This is a genomic window from Bacillus sp. FSL H8-0492 (assembly GCF_038006145.1).
GTDB lineage: Bacteria > Bacillota > Bacilli > Bacillales > Bacillaceae_G > Bacillus_A > Bacillus_A mycoides.
The window spans coordinates 3399682-3416442 of the sequence record NZ_JBBOUP010000001.1 but is presented as its reverse complement, the minus strand read 5'-3'; the positions used below and the strand labels follow the sequence as shown (position 1 = coordinate 3416442).

The window sequence follows — 16761 nt, the reverse complement described above, 5'->3', positions numbered from 1 at the left end:
TTTATAATCTGATACTAATATTAGATCGTAAAAATATTGATAAAGATTTTCTATTTAATAAAATTAATATATTTTAATAAACGGAAAGGGATTTGAGGAGTGATATCCAAATAATATACGGAAAGCTTCTAAATTTGATAATGAAGGGGTTTGAGATTCTTGAAAAGAATCGTATATGTATTGTCTCTTGTTTTAATTTGTAGCTTTACTTATTTTATTTTACCAGAGAAATCTTATGCTTGTGATTGTACTAAAGCATCACCAGAAGAGAGGTTACAACAAAATGATGTAGTGTTTGAAGGTAAGGTATTAGAAGTTCAAGAGAAGGACGGAAGAATGAAAACATTATTTGAAGTGAAGAAAATTTGGAAAGGGACAAGTTCTTCGCAAATTATTATATATACAAGCAGTAGTAGTAGTTGTGCGTTTCGTTTTGCAGAGGGAGGAGAGTACTTAGTCTTTTCTTCTTATAGAGGAGAGGAAAAGTTAGAGACATCTAGCTGCAGTGGAACGAAGAGATTAGATGAGGCAGAGATAGATAAAATGGCTTTACGTCATATTGCAAAAGAGTCTGTTCCGACGAAGAAAGTGGATTTAAAAGATGAAATGGTAAGCGGTTTAAGTTGGTGGCAAGTAACTATCATTTCTATAGGTGTGTTATTGTTAATTGCTGTTGTTATTTTTATTGTGAGAAGAACTCGCAAAAAATGACGATTAAAGTAAAAATATAAAGATTTTCTTTCGGTTTCTATAGGTGGTTTAATCTTGTGAAAGCGAATTACTTATGCTACACTTTATGTAACTTAAAATGAACGGAGGGGCTTCCTTTGATCTTAATCAGATTACGTCTCAATACTTTGTGCCGATAATTGAATAGCGCTCAAAGGCTCTGTCTGTGTACAGAGTGAACGGGATTGGTCTGCCTATTTTAAAGGAACCCTTTATTAAGCTTATATGTGAAAAAGAGGGAGGGACGAATACGCCCTCTTTTTGTTTTGCCTTTATAAATAGAATGGGATAGTATAGGTGAACACTTGTTGGATACGTATACTATCTTGGGACTTTTTGACCATGTATAGGACGAAAGCGCTGCTTTCTTCTATTTCTTTGGTAAACCCTTATCCGTTTACAAAAACACAGGCAGTGACCTGTGTTTTTTATTTTGCGTAATCGAAATGGAGGAATAAATATATGGAAGAATTATTACAAAGAGCAATATTAGTTGGAGTAAATTTAGGTAAGGAAGCTGATTTTGCATATTCGATGGAAGAGTTAGCAAATCTTACGGAAGCTTGTGATGTGGAAGTAATCGGTCAAGTGACGCAAAATTTACAACGAGTAAATCCGTCGCATTATATTGGAAAAGGGAAGATTGAAGAAGTAGCAGCGTATGTGAAAGAAGCAGATGCAAATATGGTCATCTTTAATGACGAATTATCTCCTTCACAAATTCGAAATTTAGAAGAGGATTTAGATTGTAAAGTAATTGATCGTACCATTTTAATTTTGGATATTTTTGCGCAGCGTGCGAAAACGAAAGAAGCGCAGTTGCAAGTAGAAGTGGCTCATCTTCAGTACATGATGCCTCGCTTAATCGGTCTTCGTGAATCGTTAGGAAGACAGAGCGGGGGAGTTGGCACGAAAAATAAAGGTGTCGGTGAGAAGAAGTTGGAATTAGACCGTCGTAAAATTGAAGAACAAATTGCAGCTCTAAATAAAGAATTAGAGGCACTTGTTGCACAGCGTCAAACGCAGCGTAAACAACGTAAGAAAAATGAAATGCCAGTTGTATCATTAGTAGGATATACGAATGCAGGTAAATCAACGATAATGAATACAATGCTTGAAATTTTTAATGGTACTGTAGAAAAACAAGTATTTGAAAAAGATATGTTATTTGCGACGTTAGAGACATCTGTACGAAATATTGATTTGCCGGATAATAAATCATTTTTATTAACGGATACTGTTGGATTTGTAAGTAAATTACCGCATCATCTTGTGAAAGCCTTCCGTTCAACGCTAGAGGAAGTGGCAGAAGCGGATTTACTCATTCACGTTGTAGATTACTCAAATCCCAATTATGAGCAATTAATTGATATTACAAATGAAACGTTAAAGAAAATTGGCGTGGAAAATATCCCGACGATTTATGCATACAACAAATCAGATTTGGTAGATGTTGAAATTCCGAAAGTGCAAGAAGATCGCGTTTATCTATCTGCGAAGAAACATGTTGGAATTGAAGAGCTTGTAGAAGTAGTTCGTTCACACATTTATAAAGAGTATACGAAGTGTGAAATGTTAATTCCGTATGATCAAGGGCAGGTAGTTTCGTATTTCAACAATCATGCAAACGTTTTATCTACGAGTTATGAAAACGAAGGTACGAAAATGGCACTAGAATGTAAGACGAGTGATTATGAGAAATATAAGCGTTTTTCTATTTAATAAAAAAGGCGATCCTAATATGTTTTAGGATCGTCTTTTTCTTCATATTTGCAAGCCTTCCTTTCGTCCTGCCTTAGTATAAAAGAAAATACAAAGAGTTCATATGAATAAATCCGACAAAGCACATAGAAAAAATATATTTTTTAGAAGTTGAATTTCTGGAAAAAGAAATGAAACCAGTATAGAATAGAAATGTTTCAAAACTCAGAATTTATTCTGATTAAAGTCTAAATTTATTACAATAACTGTAATAAATATACATTTTGTACAGGAAGGAGAAATACACATATGCAGGCAGTTTCACAAAAAAATACAGTAGAAACACCGACAATATATCGAATATTATTTGCGATTAGTTTCGGACATTTTTTGAATGATTCGATGCAAGCAGTTGTGCCAGCGTTGTTTCCTATTTTGGAAAAAACGATGAATTTATCCTATATGCAAGTAGGGTGGATTGCGTTTGCGTTAAATATGACGTCATCGATTATGCAGCCGGTTTTTGGGATGTATTCAGATAAGAAGCCGTCACCATTTTTATTACCGCTCGGTATGTTTTCGAGTATGCTTGGGATGATTGGACTCGCATTTGCACCGAACTTTATAGTTGTTATTATTTCTGTTTTATTTATTGGATTAGGTTCCGCGGTCTTTCATCCGGAGGGCGCTCGTGTTGCTTACATGGCAGCCGGTGCAAAAAGAGGTTTAGCACAAGCGATTTATCAAGTGGGGGGAAATACAGGGAATTCTCTAGCACCTATTTTTACAGCATTAATTTTCGTTCCGCTCGGTCAAATTGGTTCTTTAGGTTTTACAGCCTTTGCAGCAGTTGGAATTGTATTACTAATTTTCGTATCAAATTGGTATAAAAATGAATTAGCCACTGGTGCTGTAAGAAGGAAAAAGAGGGCTGCACTTGAGGCTGAAAATGCGATTGTAAGTACGCACATTAAATTTGTTATTATACTTCTTGTTTTTCTAACATTTGTACGTTCTTGGTACGGTGCTGGTATCGGGAATTTCTATCAATTTTATTTAATAGAGCATTACGGTTTATCTATAAAAAATGCACAGTATTTCGTCTTCGCTTTTATGATTGCTGGTGTATTAGGTACTTTCTTTGGTGGTCCGCTAGCGGATCGATTCGGTAAGAAAAAGATTATTGTCTTTTCGATGCTCGGTTCAGCGCCGCTTGCACTATTGTTACCTCACGTTTCTCTTATGTGGGTTGTACCGTTATTTTTATGCATTGGATTTATTAGCTCTAGTAGTTTTAGTGTAATCGTTGTATATGCACAAGAACTTGTTCCAGGGAAAGTTGGAATGGTGTCAGGATTAATTGTCGGTCTTGCGTTTGGTCTTGGAGCATTAGGTGCTGTAGTCCTTGGGAAATTAGCTGATATGTATAGTCTTCAATTTATTATGCTATTATGTAGTGGTTTACCATTAATTGGACTTACTTCATTGTTACTGCCAAATGATAAGAAAACGATAGAATAGGGGATGCGCTATGAAATTATGTGAAAACGTTACAGAATTAATAGGAGATACACCTGTTGTCCGATTATCTAAATTTATTCCAGAGGACGCAGCGGATGTGTATGTAAAACTGGAAATGTTTAATCCGTCACGCAGTGTGAAAGATCGTGCTGCCTATAACTTAATTCATATTGCCGAGGAACACGGTCTCATTAAGCCAGGTGATACAATTATTGAACCGACAAGTGGAAATACAGGAATTGGCTTAGCGATGAATGCAGCTGCTAAAGGATATAAAGCTATTTTAATTATGCCAGATAATATGTCCAAAGAGCGTATTAATTTATTGAAAGCATACGGAGCAGAAGTAGTTTTAACACCAGCAGAACAAAGAATGCCAGGAGCAATTGCGAAGGCGGTAGAGTTACAAAAAGAAATTCCAAATAGTTTTATTCCGCAGCAATTTGAAAACCCAGCAAATCCGAATATTCATCGTTATACGACTGCACTTGAAATTTATGAACAAATGGATGGAGAACTTGATGCATTTGTAGCAACCGCAGGAACAGGCGGAACAATTACAGGGACCGGTGAAACGTTAAAAGAGAAACTACCAAACTTATATATTGCCGTAGTAGAACCGAAAGGATCACCAGTGTTATCTGGTGGTGTTCCAGGCCCTCATAAACTAGTCGGAACAAGCCCAGGGTTTATTCCCAAAAACTTAAATACAGAAGTGTATAACGAAATTATGCAAATTGCAGATGAAGAGGCATTAACTACAATGAGGAACTTGGCAAGACAAGAAGGATTACTAGTAGGGCCATCTTCAGGAGCTTCTGTTTACGCAGCAATAATGATAGCGAAGCGTTTAGGTGCTGGTAAAAAGGTTTTATGTATTGCACCTGATACAGGGGAACGCTATTTAAGTATGGGGCTATTTGAATAAAAGTGATAGAAGCCCTTAATAGTAAGGATGAAAATCCGCTATTAAGGTGTTTCTTTTAGAAAAATAGATAATGGGTGAGTGGGGAGAATGACAATGAAGCTATTGAAACCAACATACGAATATAGCGAACAAATTATGGAGTATAGGCAGGCATTTTTACATTCAGGAGAAGAACCGCACGGTAGTTGTTCTTTACAAAATTTCGATTCTATTGGTGAATGGTTTGAAAAAGTAAGTACACAAGAAGAAGGAAAAAATTTACCATCTAATCGAGTGCCATCTAGTCAGTTTGTTAGTGTTGAGAATGGAAAAATAATAGGTTTTGTGAATATTCGACACCGGTTAAATCCAGAGTTATTGTGGGAAAGCGGTCATATCGGTTATAGTGTTCATCCGAATAAACGTCGCCAAGGTTATGCAACTGAGCAACTGCAACTTTCATTGGCTGAGGCGCAAAAATTCGGGTTGAAGAAAGGGCTAATAACTTGTGATAAAGCTAATGTTGGTTCGGCTAAAACGATTCAAAAGGTTGGCGGTGTGCTAGAAAATGAAGTAGTTTCTTCTAATTCTGGCGAAATTGTTCAGCGTTATTGGGTAGAAATATGATTTAGTGGAAATTTGAAAAGGTAATATAATGTTTAATATCGAAATAGATAAATGAAAAGTAAGGGGAGTACTGCAGTTTTAGGGGGAAATGCAATGGGATTAAAAGAGAAAGCGATAGAGATGTCGGAGATTTATAGGCAAAACCAGAAAGTCGAAGCTATTATTTTAGCAGGATCTGTAGCGAGAAAGTTAGAAGATGAACATTCAGATATTGAATTACATATTTTATGGTCAGAACCACCAGAGGATGAAGAGCGTCTAGGTCCAATTAATAATATTGGTGGAACGATTTTGTCATATCATCCTTACGAGGACGAAGAATGGTCGGAAACGTATTTGACGAAAGAAGGAATTAAACTAGAGATTAGTAACTTTTTAACATTAACAGTAGAAAAAATTATTTCAGAAGTTATAGAGCAGTATGATACAAATTATGAGAAACAATGTATTGTATCATCGGTTCATGATGGTGTGAGTTTGTATGGAGAAGTAAAAGTACATGCTCTAAAAGATAGGATTGAAGTATATCCAGAAGAACTGGCGAAAAGGATGATTTCAGAAAACCTTTGGTTAAGCAATCGATGGCATAATCGAGAGGCGCTTTTAAAACGGAAAGATTGGCTTATGCTTTATGATGTTATTTGTGAAGTACAAAGGGATTTATTCGGTGTTTTATTCGGTTTGAATAGAATGTACGTGCACCATCCTGCATTTAAATGGATGGCTTATAATGTAGAGCGTATGAATATTAAACCTGAAAATCTATATGAGCGTATGGCGAATACGCTGATAGGGGAACCAGAGTATAGTGTACAGGAGTTAGAAGTGTTGATCGAAGAGGTATTACATTTAGTAGAACAATATGCTCCAGAATTAAATATTGCTGAACAACAAAAGCGCATTCAATATGCGAAGTAAAAAAACAAGAGATGTAACAACGCGTTACATCTCTTGTTTTTTTATTTTACTAACTTTCCTAATACAGGTAATCGTTGAATCCTATTACCGAGAATATGCGAAGCAAGTCCACTTGTTAATACGAATAAAAGATAAACAAGTCCTCCTGCTGATGCGCATATAAATACAATAATCAGTGATTCTACATAAGATTGGCCAGGAATAATCCAGCTTATAAATGCTCTTAATACGATCACAACAGCAGACATTGCTGCGGAGTAAATCGTAATAAGAAATACTGTTTTTGCTGTTTCGCCAATTTTAAATTTCGCAAACTTAACGATGCAGTACAACATAATAATATTTGAAACGAGATATCCAAGAATTGTTCCAAGTACAGCACCATGTCCACCGAATAAATGTAAGAGCGGTGTGTTCACCACAATTTTAACGAGAATACCGGCTGAAACTGTGAAAATTGCACTTAATACAGCAGAAGGTGCAAATGAAATTAAATATTGCGATCCACCAAGTGCAATTTCAGGATTTACATAAACCATGCGGAATGCATCGTAAGCGATACTAGCAAGACCGAATGCGGCTGGGATAGTGAAGAATAACAACACTTGAAATATCTTTGAAATTTGTCCTTGTAATTCATCTAGCTTCCCGCTTGTAAATGATTTCGTTATAGCCGGAATAATTGTTAATGAGAATCCAGTTGCAAGTGAAGCCGGAATCATAATTAACTTTTGGGCATAGTTCGTTATATAAGCGAAAACTGCATTCGCGGTTTCTAAAGGTTCTCCCATTGCTCTAAGGACATCAGCTACGGTATATTGATCTACTAACGTATAGAGCGGGATTGCAATGCCTACAAATACAATTGGAATTGCATAACGTAGTAATTCCATATAAATACTTCTTAACGGAATGTTTGATGATCTCGTTTTCAGCTCACCTTCAGGAGGTTTTAATCCATTATATTTTTTCCAGTACATCATTAAAATAGAGACGCTTGCAAGTGCCCCGATAACAGCACCAAATGTAGCAACTGCAACAGAAGAAGCTACTGAACCTCCTAATAGTTTTGAGACGATAAAACTACCAACTAAAATGAAAACGACACGTGCGATTTGTTCTACGACTTGAGAAACAGCACTTGGTTTCATATGTTGAAAACCTTGGAAATAACCACGTGTAACACTCATAGCTGGTACGATAATAAGCGCGAAGCTTAATGCTCGCATTGTAAGTGTTACGTCTGCGATAAATTGTGGATCTGGTGTTTTCGAGCGAATAATAAATTGTGATATGTACGGTGCTCCAATAAATAAAGTTAAAAATCCTAAAAAGCCCATAAACATCATTAATTTTACGCTCGAGTTATACAATTTTTTACTTGTACTATAATCACCAAGTGCATTATGTTTTGCAACAAATTTTGAGACGGCAATAGGAATACCAGCTGTTGAAAAGCTTAATAAAATACCGTACCAAGAGTATGCGTATCCATATAAAGCGACCCCTTGCGTTCCAACTAATAATTGAAAGGGGAAAAAGTATATAAAACCTAAAATTCGTGAAATCATTGTTGCACCACTTAATAAAGCGGTACCTTTTAAAACTTTTGAAGTAGACAAAATTCTTTCCTCCTACTCGTGCTGTCTTGCATTTATCGTATACTACTATAAACCTGCTAGAGAAGTTAATACAGTATAAACCATAAATGTTCTAATACTATTCATACAAAAGTCATATTTTGAATCTTTAAATAGAATGTAATGCATAAAATTTCAAAATATAAGTTGACACTATTTTTAATGTATGATAAAAATGATAGTAATCAATTCGGAAAATAATATTTGGGCAATGAAAGGGTATAGTAGTGAAAATCTCCCTATTTCAGAGAGCTGATGGTTGGTGTGAATCAGTATATAGATTATTCATGAAGTTCGTCCTGGAGCATCTTTCATAAATCTCACATTATGAGGAAATGAAAGACGGTAGTTTATACCGTTATCAAATAAAGTGGTGAAGATTGTTTCACAACTAGGGTGGTACCGCGATATTTATCGTCCCTACGTATTTACGTAGGGACGTTTTTTATTTAGGTCCTAATTTTGGTGTGGCTTCATAACTAGGGTGGTACCGCGATATTTTATCGTCCCTACGTATTTGCGTAGGGACGTTTTTTATTTAGGTCCTAACTTTGGTGTATCTTCACAACTAGGGTGGTACCGCGATATTTTTGTCGTCCCTACGTATTTACGTAGGGACGTTTTTTATTAGGGAGGAAGTGAACGTATTAGAAAAGAGTATGGATAGAACAATATAAATACCGGATTGTAAAACAGAAAAAGATAAAGATAAAGATAAAGAGAGGAGATTAACAAATGAATTCACAGCAATGGACATCGAAATTAGGTTTCGTATTAGCTGCAGCAGGTTCAGCGATTGGTCTTGGAGCGATTTGGAAGTTCCCGTATATGGCCGGAATTGGAGGAGGCGGCGCGTTCTTCCTTATTTTCATCGGTTTCACATTATTAATTGGTTTACCGCTATTATTAGCTGAATTCGTTATCGGAAGAAGTACACAAAAAGAGGCCGTTGAGGCGTATAGCGAAATCGCACCAAAAACACTATGGCCTTGGTTAGGTAAATTAGGGATTGTAACTTGTTTCATACTACTTTCTTTCTACAGTGTTGTAGGGGGATGGATTTTACTATATTTATGGAATGCAATTACAGGTAGACTAGGGGAAGGAAATGGGGCATACGAAGCTACGTTTGGTGAAATCATTTCCAATCCATATTTAGCAGTTGGATCACAGCTATTATTCATCCTTATTACTATTTTTATCGTAAGTAAAGGTGTACAAAATGGTGTTGAAAAAGTAAATAAATATTTCATGCCAGCATTATTCGTATTATTCTTTGTACTAATTGTTCGTGCACTTACTTTAGACGGTGCTGGAGAAGGAGTTCGATTCTTCTTACAACCTGATTTCTCAAACGTAACGTCAGAAATCATTTTATATGCAATGGGGCAATCGTTCTTCTCGCTATCCGTCGGTGTAGCCGTTATGGTAACGTATAGCTCATACTTACCGAAAGAAGAAAGTTTACCGCGTTCAGCATTTTCTATCGTAGCTTTAACACTTGTTATTACATTACTTGCAGGGCTAGCGATTTTCCCAGTTGTATTCGCATTTGGAATGGAACCATCTCAAGGGCCGGGGCTATTGTTTATCGTACTGCCAGCTATTTTCAGTAAAATGGCGTTCGGGAAATTATTCTTCATTGTTTTCTTATTACTATTCTTCTTTGCTACTATTACATCAGCAATTTCGATGTTAGAAATTAGCGTTGCATCTTTAACAACTAAAGGTAAAAGTAAAGGGAAACGTGAAAAAATGGCATTAATTGTTGGCTTGTTAATCTTTGTTGTAGGGGTTCCATCAGCCTTATCATTCGGTTTGTTAAGCGATGTGAAACCATTTGGGAAAACAATTTTTGATTTAGCAGACTATGCGGTTAGTAACATACTAATGCCACTGGGTGTTTTATTAGTTTCCATCTTTGTCCCTTTAAAAATGAAGAAAGATGTATTAATGAAAGAACTTGGTGTAAGTAAAAATAAAGGCTATAAACTGTTCGTATTATGGTTATTCTTACTTCGCTATATTGCACCAATTGCGATTATTATCGTATTCCTAAATGTACTTGGAATTATATAAAAGAAAGGTAGCGTATCGAGAGATGATACGCTACCTTTTTATCCCGTAAAAGCCCGATTGGTTCAACTAATAATCAGTGGGGGCTGGACAAAGCCCCCACTGATTAAAGTTTCACTTTATTTTGCTCTTTTTTGTAATTCGTTTACTGTTACGAACTGATAGCCCTTCTTAGATAAAGAGTCTAAAATACCTTCAATGGTCTGTAAATTTTCATTAGACTCATCATACATAGAGTGTAATAAAATGATAGAACCTGGTTTTACATTTTTACTAACATATTCAATTTTATCAGCTGTAGATGTATAAAAAGTATCAGGTTCAAGGTCCCATGTGATTGTTTCGATATTGTTTTTATTTAAATAATAGGGCAGACCAATTAGCTTTTTACCGTTAGGTGGTCTAAAATCAATTTCATCTGTATATCCTGTTTGACGGATTATCGAGTTCGTTTTTTCTATTTCTTCTTTAATAAAAGAAGGTGATTTAAAAACCATTCTATTATGAGAATATGTATGGTTTCCAACTTGGTGCCCAGATTGTACGATAGCTTCTCCTAACGATAGATTTTTCTCTAATTCATTTCCAATTAAAAAGAAAGTAGCTTTCGCATTGTACTTATCTAATAGTGGTAATATTTGTTTTACATTGTTAGTAGGACCATCATCAAAAGTTAAAGCAATCACTTTTTCATTTGTTTCTACTCGGTTTGTTAAATCTCCAAACAATTGAAAACCTCTTGCATTCATCAATTTGTATGTTCCAAATAATGCTACAGTAATAATGAATAGTGTAACTATTGTAATGATTATTTTCTTCTTCATAATGCAACCTCACTATACTTTTTGATTCGATTAAAAGTATTATATCAAATTAAGTAATTTCGTGCTTTAAAGAAGGATGAAGATGCAAGGGGAAGGAATTTATCATATAATAAAATATAAAAGGTATATTAGGAGGTGTTTATATGGCGATTACAATTCAATTGCCAGACACTGCAACGTCTCATGCAAAGCCAAGTATGGAAATGGCGATACTTTGCGTGAGGTAGACAAGTAATTTACAATCGCTAAAATGAGCTCGTATCATTTCTATATTTGGCTTTGCACCTTATTGAATGAAAGTTAAAAAATAAGGGGCGAGCAGAAATGAAATACGTAAAGGCTACGGCTGTTTTACCGGAAAGCTTAATTGCTGAAATTCAAAAGTATATACAAGGTGAAACAATTTACATTCCAAAACAAGAAACGAAACATTATAAATGGGGTACACGATCTGGAGGAAGAAAACAACTGGATGAAAGAAATAAAGCAATTAAAGACGCTTTTAAAAGTGGAATTGCAATTCATCAATTAGCAGAAGAATATTTTCTTTCCGGAGAAACGATTAAAAAGATTGTGTATTCTAAATGAAAATAAAAGAGTCTAGTTCAATTATTAAATTGAACTAGACTCTTTTTGTTTTGTATCTATTGGATATGAATGGGCAAGATAATAGAAAAAATGTGCCGGCTTTTTACTAAATAGAATATAGAGCATTTGAGTGAAAAGCAGAAAGGTGAGCATATATGAATCATCTAGGACAAATAACGATAGAACTGTTTGTTGGTTTTTTTGTTCTATTGGTTGCTACTAAAATATTAGGAAAAACACAAATATCTCAGTTAACACCATTTGATTTTATTTCTGCCATTGTTCTTGGGGAATTAGTGGGAAATACGATATATGACTCTGAAGTGAAAGTATGGTCTATTTTATATTCGGTACTTGTATGGACAGTGTTAATTTACGCAATAGAAGTGATAACACAAAAATTTAGGGGGACAAGAAGATTTTTTGAAGGATACCCTTCTATTATCATTCGAAATGGACATATTGACAGAGCGCAATTAAAATCAAATCATTTGGATATTAACCAATTACAACAAATGCTCAGGCAACAAAAAGATATATTTTCAATCCGAGAAGTTGAATATATGATTTTGGAACCTAATGGAAACATAAGTGTTCTGAAAAAAAGCAAATACGAATCTCCCACTATAAATGATTTAAGTTTAAAACATAAGCCTGTATACTTACCAATTTCATTAATTAGTGATGGGAAAGTAGTGAAAGATAATTTGAGGGAAGCGGGCTTTGATGAAGGATGGCTGTATAAACAAATAAAGCAAAAAGGGATTACTAAATTTGAAGATGTATTATATGCAGAATGGAAAACAGATGATGGCTTCTTTTGTCAGGAAATGAAGCAGTAGAACATAATTGATGTATGTAATGTTCATTTCTAAATTATCTTTTACATATCAAAAAACTGAATCATTGTATACAATAAAACTAGATCAACAATTTGTATGGAGTGATAAAGATGGAAGCTTTTATTAGAAGTGATCAATACAATTTTATAAAATCACAAGCTTATATTTTAGCAAATGGGCACGCAACAGCAAATGATAGAGGTGTAATTCAAGCGTTAAAATCACTTGCGATTGAAAAAATAATACATGTATTTGAAAATTTAACAGATGAACAGAAAGAGTTAATTGATACGGTATTAACAGTTCAAAATAAAGAAGATGCAGAATCGTTTTTACTGAAAATAAATCCGTATGTCATTCCGTTTCAGGAAGTTACAGCGCAAACATTAAAAAAATTATTTCCTAAAGCGAAAAAATTAAAACTTCCTGATATGGAAGAACTGGACATGAAAGAATTATCTTATTTAAGCTGGATTGATAAAGGGTCAAGCAGGAAATTTATTATAGCGAAAAATGATAAAAATAAGTTTGTTGGTCTGCAAGGAACGTTCCAAAGTTTAAATAAAAAGAGCATTTGTTCATTATGTCATGGACATGAAGAAGTAGGGATGTTTTTAGTTGAAATTAAAGGTGATGTACAAGGAACTTTCGTTAAAAAGGGAAACTATATTTGTAAAGATGGTGTAGCTTGTAATCAGAATATGAAATCACTTGATAAATTGAACGATTTTATTGAACGATTGAAGAAATAAAGTGAAACTTTAATCAGTGGCGGGTTGTTCATCCCACACTGATTATTAGCCCACACGAATGACTCCCGCCAAAATTCTTCACTTCAGCCGAATTTTGAGGTGGGAGTCCCACTGTCCGCAAATAGCGAGATCAATAGAAAACCTCTAGTACTTAAACTGGAGGTTTTACTTTTTAGAAGATAATTTACAAAAATATAAATAAGGTGAAGAAAATGTATTTTCACACTGCCATTTCATAAATATTCCTGGTTTTTAAACTTCACCTTTATATCACAGATAGATATTTAGTTAGTGATTGGAGAACAGCCTATGTACAACTTTATCAATATGAAGTTTATGAAAAAGAACATTCAATTCAATCTGTATATTGGAGTGGTTATATACGAAATAATATGATTCAACGTAGAGTATATAATTAACAAAAACAGTTTATAGACAGCGAATATGTAATGGAGAATCGCGTTATAATGATGTGAGAACTACTATTAACTTGTCATAATGAGTACAGCGAGTAATATGGTGAAATCATAGATTACATAGTATTCCATACTTATTTTATCTAAAGGAGTATAAATCTCAACTTTATTTGATTTTGGTATAAGAAAAATATTTTAAGATTGTATAGAGAGGGATATAGGAATTTTTTTCTCAACATATGAAAATAGTTTTTTGCTTGCGATTTCTTTTATTAAGAGTGTATTATTTATATATAGGGAATCGTTTGGGGTATTTAAATTTGAAAGTTTTTCAAAGTCATGCTGAAAGAAAAGAACCTATTTTAAAATAAAAAAATTGTACAAAAGTGATTTTCTAAAATAATAATAAATTAAAAATTTTGATTTATTTGTATGGGTTTGTCTTAATTATATGTAAAATTCATGGGAAAGATAATGAAGAATAGGTATTATTAGATATATAGTCGATTTAATCCGACTTATCGTATATAAATAGGGGGAATATTTTGAAGATCGCTACTTATAATTGTGGAATAGAATTATTATTAAACATGATAGGAGGAAAATGGAAAACATTAATTATGTATTACTTAATTAACAAAAGAAAACGTTTTAGTGAATTGAAAAGTTTACTTCCTGGAATTACCTCGAAAATGTTAACCAAGCAATTAAGAGAATTAGAAAGAGATGGATTGATTAAAAGAGAGATATATCATCAAGTACCACTAAAAGTGGAATATTCCCTTACTGCTAAAGGAATGGAACTAGAAGAGATTTTACTCCAAATGTGTGAAGTTGGAACAAGATATCTTGATCATGAAGACAGTTGTCAAAAGGCTGTGCAGTTAGTTTGATAATTAGAGTTAAACCCTATAAAGTAGATTTTTACAGTATCTACTTTATAGGGTTTAATTTTACTTAAAATTAACATTTCACTCTAATATAAAAATTAAGCGGTATATGTAAGGGTACCGCTTATACTTAAAGTTCATCTATTGTCTTAATCACCCTGCAAGGATTTCCTACTGCTACAACATTAGCTGGAATATCCTTCGTTACTACACTTCCAGAGCCAATAATACTGTTTTCACCGATAGAAACGCCCATATTTATTACTGTATTTCCTCCTACCCAAACATTATCAGCGATATTTACAGGTGCAGCTATTTCATAACCTTCTAGTCTAGCTTGGGGTTCTTTTACATGATTTACAGCATAAATTTGTACCCTTGGTCCTAGCCACACATTATTTCCAATGGTCACTTTACCACAATCTAAAATAATACAATCAAAGTTTGCAAAGAAATTATTGCCTACCTCGATGTTATATCCAAACTCGCAACGGAAGTTGGGCTCTACGAATGTATTTGAACCGCGCTTTCTGAATAGTTTTGTAAGTAACATATCACGATAATCACGGTCAGTATCCGTGGTTACATTATACAATCGTGCAAGTTTTTTAGCGTGTTCTCTTGCTGTTACTAACTCATTGTCAAATCCACAATAAATTTCTCCAAGTTGCATCTTTTCTTTTACGTTCATTAAATAATCTCCTTTTCTGTCTCCATAAATTTTTTGTTGATAATTATGTTCGAATAGTTTTTTCTATTCATCTCCTACCTAATCTTGAGTAGAAGCTTATACTCATACGTGCTAAATTAAACTTTATTGTTATTTACATTGACAACAGAGTTTAAATTTATGAGCAACATATGACAAACTAATTATATTTAAAGATTCAGAAAAGTCAAATGTTTTTAAGGCACGCGCAAATAGTACTTATTTTAAGATGGATGCGAAAACCAATACGAATATAAGATGATGAAAAAGCTCGTATAAGTTTTTGAATTAGGCTATTTTAGAGCCAGTTATATAGCTGTTTAGTTAACAGAAAGAAGATCATCTTCTAGTTTTTTTTCAATGTGATTTTTACCCCATTCACACATATTATCTAGTACTTTAGTTAAAGACGTTCCATACTCACTCAAAGAGTACTCTACTTTTGGCGGAATCTGAGTATAAACAGTTCGATCGATAATTCCATCAGCTTCTAATTCTCTTAATTGCTGTGTAAGCATTTTTTGAGTAATACTAGGCATAGCTCGCTTAATCTCACTAGTTCTTTTTTTTCCATCAAGCAAAATACATAATATTACTACTTTCCATTTACCACCTACAACGTCAAGAGTTACTTCGATAGGGAAGTTATATGTTTTCATTGCATATTCTCCTTTCAAGGATAAGGCTAAACACAAAAAGAATGCGTTTTCATTAATTTTAAAAAATTTAGATTATTTCAAGCTGTTTAGTACTGAAATCTAGTTTTAGCTCCTTTCTCTTATGTGGGAACTTCAAAGTACCTATGAAACTTAAAAGTGCCTATGGAACTTAAAAGTGCGTACTTTAAATATTGCTATATGTAGTAAATAATGTCAATGTTACCAAAATATAAAAGGATTATTTTACGAATGTGAAGTTAATCTTTTGAGGGGGAGTATATTTATGAAAACACTTGTAGTCATTGCACATCCAAATATTGAGAAATCTCGTATTAATAAACGTTGGTTAGAAGAATTAAAAAAATACCCGGAAGATTTTACAATACATGAACTATATAAAGAGTACCCAGATTGGAACTTTGACATTGAGCGTGAGCAAAAATTGTTAGTAGAGCATGACCGTTATATTTTTCAATTCCCATTCTACTGGTATAGTTCGCCGCCATTATTAAAGAAATGGTTTGATGATATTTTGACATATGGATTTGCATATGGGTCAACAGGAGATAAGCTTCTTGGCAAAGAATTTGGATTAGCCATTTCAGCTGGTGTGATAGAACAAGAATATCGAGCTGGTGAGGCAAATGAGTACACATTAAGTGAATTGTTAAGACCATATCAAGCGTCTTGTCTGTATACTGGTATGAAATTTCTTCCTACATTTGCCCTTTATGGTGTAGATTATAATTTATCTGATGAGAAATTAGAGGAAAGTGCAACCAATTATATAAATCATATTGAAAAACTTAGCAAGGTTAAAGCGATGGATATTTAATTGGATTTATTCTTCTGTTGGAAATCATAGAATATTTTAGAGCCCTATAGAATGGGGCTCTTTTTTGTATTATATATGTCATCGGTTAATTACTTTTAGTGCAATGCTTATTAATAGTAACTTTGTA

16 protein-coding genes, 1 pseudogene and 1 other annotated feature are annotated in these 16761 nt (G+C 33.9%); of the genes and pseudogenes, 13 read left to right on the top strand and 4 right to left on the bottom strand.

The window, feature by feature from the left end; translation table 11 throughout:
• Nucleotides 1–159: 159 nt before the first annotated feature.
• From MHH66_RS17460 to MHH66_RS17435, 6 genes are all read left to right on the top strand, one after another.
• Nucleotides 160–711 carry a cobalamin biosynthesis protein CbiN gene (locus MHH66_RS17460; protein ID WP_078184294.1) on the top strand — a complete coding sequence of 184 codons (552 nt, stop codon included), beginning with the start codon at nucleotides 160–162 and terminating at the stop codon, nucleotides 709–711.
• Between the two features lie 480 nt (nucleotides 712–1191).
• Nucleotides 1192–2451, top strand: a complete 1260-nt coding sequence (gene hflX / locus MHH66_RS17455) for a GTPase HflX (protein ID WP_063217844.1) — start codon at nucleotides 1192–1194, stop codon at nucleotides 2449–2451.
• Between the two features lie 288 nt (nucleotides 2452–2739).
• Nucleotides 2740–3951, top strand: coding sequence for an MFS transporter (locus tag MHH66_RS17450; RefSeq protein ID WP_002012170.1), 1212 nt, complete (start codon nucleotides 2740–2742; stop codon nucleotides 3949–3951).
• Between the two features lie 10 nt (nucleotides 3952–3961).
• The gene (cysK, locus tag MHH66_RS17445; RefSeq protein ID WP_002012169.1) at nucleotides 3962–4879 is read left to right on the top strand and encodes a cysteine synthase A; all 918 of its coding nucleotides are present in this window, start codon (nucleotides 3962–3964) and stop codon (nucleotides 4877–4879) included.
• A 93-nt stretch (nucleotides 4880–4972) separates the two neighbouring features.
• Complete coding sequence (locus MHH66_RS17440) at nucleotides 4973–5485, top strand: GNAT family N-acetyltransferase (protein WP_320607756.1); 513 nt, start codon at nucleotides 4973–4975, stop codon at nucleotides 5483–5485.
• Between the two features lie 93 nt (nucleotides 5486–5578).
• The gene (locus MHH66_RS17435; RefSeq protein WP_078184296.1) at nucleotides 5579–6403 is read left to right on the top strand and encodes a DUF4037 domain-containing protein; all 825 of its coding nucleotides are present in this window, start codon (nucleotides 5579–5581) and stop codon (nucleotides 6401–6403) included.
• Nucleotides 6404–6444: 41 nt separating this feature from the next.
• On the opposite strand, the gene MHH66_RS17430 is transcribed toward MHH66_RS17435, so the two are convergent.
• Entirely contained in the window at nucleotides 6445–8025 is a 1581-nt protein-coding gene (locus tag MHH66_RS17430) for a putative polysaccharide biosynthesis protein (RefSeq protein WP_078184297.1), read from the bottom strand.
• Nucleotides 8026–8245: 220 nt separating this feature from the next.
• Nucleotides 8246–8468: a binding site (T-box leader), on the top strand.
• Nucleotides 8469–8778: 310 nt separating this feature from the next.
• Between MHH66_RS17430 and MHH66_RS17425 the strand changes: the two genes are divergently transcribed.
• Complete coding sequence (locus tag MHH66_RS17425) at nucleotides 8779–10122, top strand: sodium-dependent transporter (protein ID WP_078184298.1); 1344 nt, start codon at nucleotides 8779–8781, stop codon at nucleotides 10120–10122.
• Nucleotides 10123–10238: 116 nt separating this feature from the next.
• Here the strand turns inward: MHH66_RS17425 and MHH66_RS17420 are convergent, their stop codons facing one another.
• Entirely contained in the window at nucleotides 10239–10943 is a 705-nt protein-coding gene (locus MHH66_RS17420) for a polysaccharide deacetylase family protein (RefSeq protein ID WP_078184299.1), read from the bottom strand.
• 324 nt (nucleotides 10944–11267) lie between these two features.
• On the opposite strand from MHH66_RS17420, the gene MHH66_RS17415 reads away from it, so the two are divergent.
• The 5 genes and pseudogenes from MHH66_RS17415 (at nucleotide 11268) to MHH66_RS17395 (ending at nucleotide 14434) form a co-directional block, all read left to right on the top strand.
• Complete coding sequence (locus MHH66_RS17415) at nucleotides 11268–11531, top strand: CD3324 family protein (RefSeq protein WP_078184300.1); 264 nt, start codon at nucleotides 11268–11270, stop codon at nucleotides 11529–11531.
• 155 nt (nucleotides 11532–11686) lie between these two features.
• The gene (locus tag MHH66_RS17410; RefSeq protein WP_078184301.1) at nucleotides 11687–12373 is read left to right on the top strand and encodes a DUF421 domain-containing protein; all 687 of its coding nucleotides are present in this window, start codon (nucleotides 11687–11689) and stop codon (nucleotides 12371–12373) included.
• 110 nt (nucleotides 12374–12483) lie between these two features.
• Entirely contained in the window at nucleotides 12484–13125 is a 642-nt protein-coding gene (locus tag MHH66_RS17405; RefSeq protein WP_078184302.1) for a FusB/FusC family EF-G-binding protein, read from the top strand.
• Between the two features lie 251 nt (nucleotides 13126–13376).
• Nucleotides 13377–13601: pseudogene (locus MHH66_RS17400) on the top strand (VanW family protein); the annotation flags it as partial.
• Between the two features lie 530 nt (nucleotides 13602–14131).
• On the top strand, nucleotides 14132–14434 hold the full coding sequence (locus MHH66_RS17395; RefSeq protein ID WP_078184321.1) for a winged helix-turn-helix transcriptional regulator: 303 nt from the start codon (nucleotides 14132–14134) through the stop codon (nucleotides 14432–14434).
• A gap of 127 nt (nucleotides 14435–14561) precedes the next feature.
• On the opposite strand, the gene MHH66_RS17390 is transcribed toward MHH66_RS17395, so the two are convergent.
• Together MHH66_RS17390 and MHH66_RS17385 are read right to left on the bottom strand one after the other, a co-directional pair.
• Nucleotides 14562–15122: a sugar O-acetyltransferase gene (locus MHH66_RS17390; RefSeq protein ID WP_078184303.1), complete on the bottom strand. Its 561-nt coding sequence runs from the start codon at nucleotides 15120–15122 to the stop codon at nucleotides 14562–14564.
• A 338-nt stretch (nucleotides 15123–15460) separates the two neighbouring features.
• Nucleotides 15461–15799, bottom strand: coding sequence for a winged helix-turn-helix transcriptional regulator (locus MHH66_RS17385; protein WP_078184304.1), 339 nt, complete (start codon nucleotides 15797–15799; stop codon nucleotides 15461–15463).
• Between the two features lie 283 nt (nucleotides 15800–16082).
• On the opposite strand from MHH66_RS17385, the gene MHH66_RS17380 reads away from it, so the two are divergent.
• Complete coding sequence (locus MHH66_RS17380; RefSeq protein WP_078184305.1) at nucleotides 16083–16634, top strand: NAD(P)H-dependent oxidoreductase; 552 nt, start codon at nucleotides 16083–16085, stop codon at nucleotides 16632–16634.
• Nucleotides 16635–16761: the final 127 nt, after the last annotated feature.